This window comes from Methanoculleus sp. UBA303, from assembly GCA_002501655.1.
Lineage (GTDB): Archaea > Halobacteriota > Methanomicrobia > Methanomicrobiales > Methanoculleaceae > Methanoculleus.
The window spans coordinates 1-4,808 of sequence record DANY01000020.1 but is presented as its reverse complement, the minus strand read 5'-3'; the positions used below and the strand labels follow the sequence as shown (position 1 = coordinate 4,808).

At 63.1% G+C, this 4,808-nt stretch carries 4 protein-coding genes; all 4 read right to left on the bottom strand.

Features of this window, described 5'->3' with window-relative positions; all coding sequences use genetic code 11:
* Positions 1 to 112: 112 nt before the first annotated feature.
* The 4 genes from BP846_RS04170 to BP846_RS04155 all read right to left on the bottom strand — a co-directional run bounded on the left by BP846_RS04170 (position 113) and on the right by BP846_RS04155 (position 4,177).
* Entirely contained in the window at positions 113 to 829 is a 717-nt protein-coding gene (locus BP846_RS04170) for a UPF0280 family protein (RefSeq protein ID WP_292392794.1), read from the bottom strand.
* Positions 826 to 1,224 (bottom strand): 4Fe-4S binding protein, encoded by a 399-nt coding sequence (locus tag BP846_RS04165; protein WP_292392793.1) that lies wholly within the window; start codon positions 1,222 to 1,224, stop codon positions 826 to 828. Before BP846_RS04165 ends, BP846_RS04170 begins: the two co-directional genes overlap by 4 nt.
* Entirely contained in the window at positions 1,221 to 2,729 is a 1,509-nt protein-coding gene (locus tag BP846_RS04160) for a homocysteine biosynthesis protein (protein ID WP_292392792.1), read from the bottom strand. Before BP846_RS04160 ends, BP846_RS04165 begins: the two co-directional genes overlap by 4 nt.
* Before the next feature lie 170 nt (positions 2,730 to 2,899).
* Positions 2,900 to 4,177, bottom strand: a complete 1,278-nt coding sequence (locus tag BP846_RS04155; protein WP_292392791.1) for a PEGA domain-containing protein — start codon at positions 4,175 to 4,177, stop codon at positions 2,900 to 2,902.
* Positions 4,178 to 4,808 lie beyond the last annotated feature (631 nt).

Genomic DNA, 4,808 nt, shown 5'->3' with positions numbered 1-4,808 from the left:
GATAGCCGGGAGGAAGCCGTGCCAGGGCGTACCCCGGAGTATGACTTCCTGAAGCAGGTGTGCGAGATCCGATGGTGCTCTCCGGTTGTACTACATATTGAGAATCGATGCACTAGACAGGCGATCTTCCGGCGGTGATCAGCCGTTCGTCGACCTTCGCCTGGACGATCCGCGGGAGGTCTCCCCAGCGGATCGCCACGTCCCCGACGATCGCAAGCACACCCTGGATGCCGGTCCCGGGGAGGGCGTCGAGGACGGACGTATCGTCTGCCGTGATCCGGTTGCAGATCGCCGTCGCCCAGGCGTCCGCGGCAGCGACGTCGGGGGAGAAGACCGTCACGGCGTCGGCGATGCCGAAGCTGATGGACGGACCCACCGTCGCCGATGAGGTGCATATACCGAGGATCTCTTCTTCTGGCGGGAGCAAAAACGCTATACGGCCACTCAGGGAGGACCCTCCCGCGAAGACGCCTATCTTCACCTCACGGTCGCTCACAAGAGCAATATCCCCCCCGTTATCGACGAGGCCGAACGGCGCGCCGGCCTCAACCATCGCCTCCACCCCTGCCCAGGCTATGGCGCCCGCCACCGCCGCCATGGGCCCGACACCGGCCTCTCCAGCAGCCCGTGCCATGCGACCGACAGCCCTGCCCGGGTTCTCCGGGGTATACGGCTCAAGTGTCGCAGAAAAATAGGGGTCAAGAGCGATCTGCCGCTCGACCTCCTGCCGGGCGGCCATCATGCCGGATCTGGCTGCAGCAATATGCCGGGGGTCGTCGGCAAGGATCGTGGCGATCGTCTGCCGGAACTCGAAGTGCTCCCGGATCATCCCTGTTGCGAGAGAGCCGAATGAGGGCATGCCCGGATGCATTTGCCGCAGAGGACGCACCGCTCAGAGTTTACCCGGAGACGCCACTCTTCGTCGAAGGAGAAGACACCCTGGGGGCAGACACTGATGCAGGCCCCGCAGTCGATGCACTCCGTCTCATCGAGAGCGATGGCATTCTCCATCACACTGACCGCGACCCCCATCTCCTCGAGGTGTCGCCGGACCAGGTCCGCGTCCTTATCGGGGACGTCGATCAGCACCTCGCCGGCCATCGAGTCGATGTTGGCCTTCTCCACGTTGATGAGGACGCCGGTCTCCTTCACCACCCGGGCGATCACCGGCTCCCTTCCCGGGTCGTGCTGCCCCCTCCGGGTGAATGCCAGGAAGAGTTTCATCGCCGCCGCCTCCCGCCGAAGAGTTTACCGAGATCGATCGCCGAGAGGATGCCGACCACCCGGTTCGTCGTGTCCACCACCGGGAGCGCGCTGATGTTGTTGCGTTCCAATTTCTGGGCGGCGATATCCACCGGCTCGTCGGGGGTCGTCTTGATCACCTTCCGGGTCATGATGTCTTTCACCTGCCGCAGCCTCCCGTCGGTCACCACCGCCTTTGAGACATCGTAGGTGGTGATGATCCCTACGAGCGTGCCGTTGCCGTCCAGGACCGGGAGGTGGTTCGTCTCGTCCTTGAGGAGCCGCTTTGCCGCCACACGGATCTCCTCGTCCTCGGTGATGCTGATCACCTGCCGGTTCATGATATCGCGGACGCGGGGGGTGACGGCCGTCTCCCGCATGGGCTTTGCACGCTTTGTCGGGTCAAGCCGCCGGGTGGGGAGCGCAAGCTCCATCTTCCCCCGCTCTACCCGGTCCTTGAGTTCGAGCGCCACCGCCCGTGCCCGCCGGTAACTCGAGAGCGACGACGTCCGGACCGTCTCCCCGCCGATCTCGACGGATCCACTCCTGAGGTCGGCGTAACTGACCGTCGCCATCGAGGGCCGGTCCCGCCGGGGGGTGCCGTAATCGATGATCTCGGTCAGGATATCCTCGTCCCGCACCGCGGTGCTCCGGACGATCCCGGTATCGAGCACCGGTATAGGAACCCCGACGCCGATATACAGTGTCACGCCGTAGCCGTTCATCACCGCCGCGCGCAGGAATTCCTGCCGCATCTGCTTCATGTCCCCGGTCACCATCAGCGTCCCAAAGCCGCCGCCTGCCGAGTGCTGGGTGCCCTCGCCGACGACCATACCCTCCGCGCCGGCAAGGAAGATCGGGACGCCGCCCCCGATGACCCGGAAACCGGGGTCGTTTGCGAGCGGCGAGAGGGTTCCTGCGCCTGAGTAGGAGACGTTGCCGCACCGCGGGAGGAGGCTGCCCATGTAGGTGTAGAGCGTCCGGTCGGTGGTGTTCGTCGCCGCGTTGTAGCGCTGGTAGGAGTTCCGGGGGTTCACCATGATTGCCTGGTTCATGTCCTCAAGCAGCAGTTCCGTGGTGATGCTCCGGCGCGGATAGCAGTCGGTCCCATGGGAGGTCGCCCGCAATTCGACGGTGCCCCCTGCGACGAGCTCTTCGAGGACGTGGGCGCCCCCGTAGACACGGTCCTTAGCGTCGGCTTCCTGGGTTGCGCCGAGGTAGGCGTCGACCGCTGCTATCCCTGCGTATGCTTCCACGTCATTGAGCCAGACGTGTTCCATCCTGATGGGGGGGTCGGCGTGCCCGAAGTTGAAGAACGCACCGGAGGAGCACATTGCCCCAAACGTCCCGGTCGTGACGACGTCGACCTCCTCCAGTGCCCCTTCCTCTCCTAACTCGTCGACAATGCCCGGCATCTCATCGGCGGTAACAACTCGTGCAGTACCGTCGCGTATCCGGGCGTTGATGAGGTTGAGGGACTTTTCCATGAACGTATATTCATTTTTGGAATATTTATAGGTGTTGATTATTACTTTAGGTAATATGGAGCCCGAGCATAGGGGCATCCCGGTACGGTCGATCCGGAATAACCTCCAGGAGATGCGCACCTGGCGCCTCCCCCGCTTTGTGCCAAAAAAGAGACGGGATCCGGGACCGTTCAGTCCCGCTTCCGCAGAGCAGCGGCGAACCCGAGGACGGCGAGCGCCCCTACAACGGCGAAGGGTGCCATGCCCGCCTTCGCCGCTGTCGGGGTCGGCGTGGCCGAGAGCGAGGCCGAGGCCGAGGCGGTGCTCCCGGCGCCGACCTGGAGGCTGGTCGACCAGTCACTGTACCCGGCGAGCGCCACCCTGACCGCATGGGTGCCGGCGGCGACGCCGTCAACGGTCAGCGGGGTTATGCCTTTATAGGCGTTGTCGATGTAGATCTCGGCGCCGGAGGGAGAGGAGGCGACCGCAATAGAGCCTGTTGCGCCTACCGGGGCGGGCTGGAGGGCCGCGCTGACATAACTTGTCGTTGCTCCCCTTACGTCGACCGACGTCGTGTAGTCCTGGTACCCGCCAAGGCCGACCTTCACGGTATGGGTGCCGACCCCGACGTTCGAGACCGTAAACACTCCTCCCGAGAGGGTCTGCCCCTGAAGATTGCCGTCAAGGTAGACGTTCGCGCCTGCCGGGGATGAGACGACGTCGATAGCCCCTGTGGTCGCGGGGGGAACGGCTGCCATCTGGGCGTTGACGTAACGGGTCACGCCGGAGGTCACGGATACGGTCGTCTTCCAGTCGTAATAGCCGTTGAGGTCGAGCTCGATGTTGTGGGACTTTGCCGAGACGCTTGAAAGCGTCAGGGGCGTCCGACCCTTGTAGACCCCGTCCATGTAGACGAATGCACCGGAGGGGTTCGAGTTGATGCTGACCGACCCGTACTGCTGGATAGGCGTCAGGGTGAACTGGGCATCGGACTGCTTTCCGGCCTTGACCGTGACGGTGGTCCGGTCGGAGTAGTAGCCCGAGCGGTCGGCCTCGAGGGTGTAGGTGCCGGGGACGAGGTCCTTGATCGTGAGCGGCGCCACTCCCCGGTAGTTTCCGTTCAGGTAGATTGCCGCACCCGAGGGGTTCGACGTGACGTAGATCGAACCGACGGTCTCGACCGGCTGCAGTGTCACGTAAACGTCCGCGATATCACCCTTCACAGGTTCTCCGGGCAGTTTTCCCGTGTATGTCTGGTAACCGCTCCGTTCGACCCTGACGGTGCTGTAGGGCGTGCCGGTGGTGTAGACCGGGACATCGAGTATTCCATTGTACGTGGTGCCCATGTAGGTTCCGTCAAAATAGACGTCGGCACCGTCGATGTTGCAGTGGACGCGATACCATCCCTGATCTCCTCCAATATCTGCGGCCACGGCAGGTATGCCTGCGCAGAGGACGAGAAGTGTCATTCCGATAATAAGAGTTTTCAGCATAATCGGTTCTCCGATAGGCGATGAACGAGTGTTCATTTCTTCAGGGATAATTATTTCTATACGTTACGCACAATCTCCGCGGACCTCGAGCGAAATTGCCGCTTTTCCTCCGGCAAAAAGAGTAAACCATCCCGGAACCCGGATGCCCGCGCCGCCCGGGGCCGCGCACCTCCGGGCCCGTCCCGGAGGGGGAGAGCGTCACCCCATTCGGGGCTCTCCCGGACTCAGCCTGGTGTTCGGCCCCGCCCCCGATGAGGCGGGTGCCGGATCCGGATTTTTCTGGGATCTCCCCGTGCACTGGACCGTGGTTGATATCGCCACGGGGGGAGAGGGCCTGCCCCTCCCCGCATAAGGCGCTACGCTCCGTCCCACCCACCCCACCTGGCCTCCGGCCTTCCGAATTGTGCGAAACCCGACCGCTTCTCTCTTCTGTTGAGGGACCGAGAACCGATGCACGCGTCGGTAGTGCTCCAGCATATACCTGATAATTGATCTCAGAGGATCCGACCGGATTACGTTGCGCACCAACCCGCGTTCATGACAAACAATAACCTGGGGAGAAGATTTGCATTATCGGGCTCTGTTGAAGCCCTATTCTGGCTGTCAT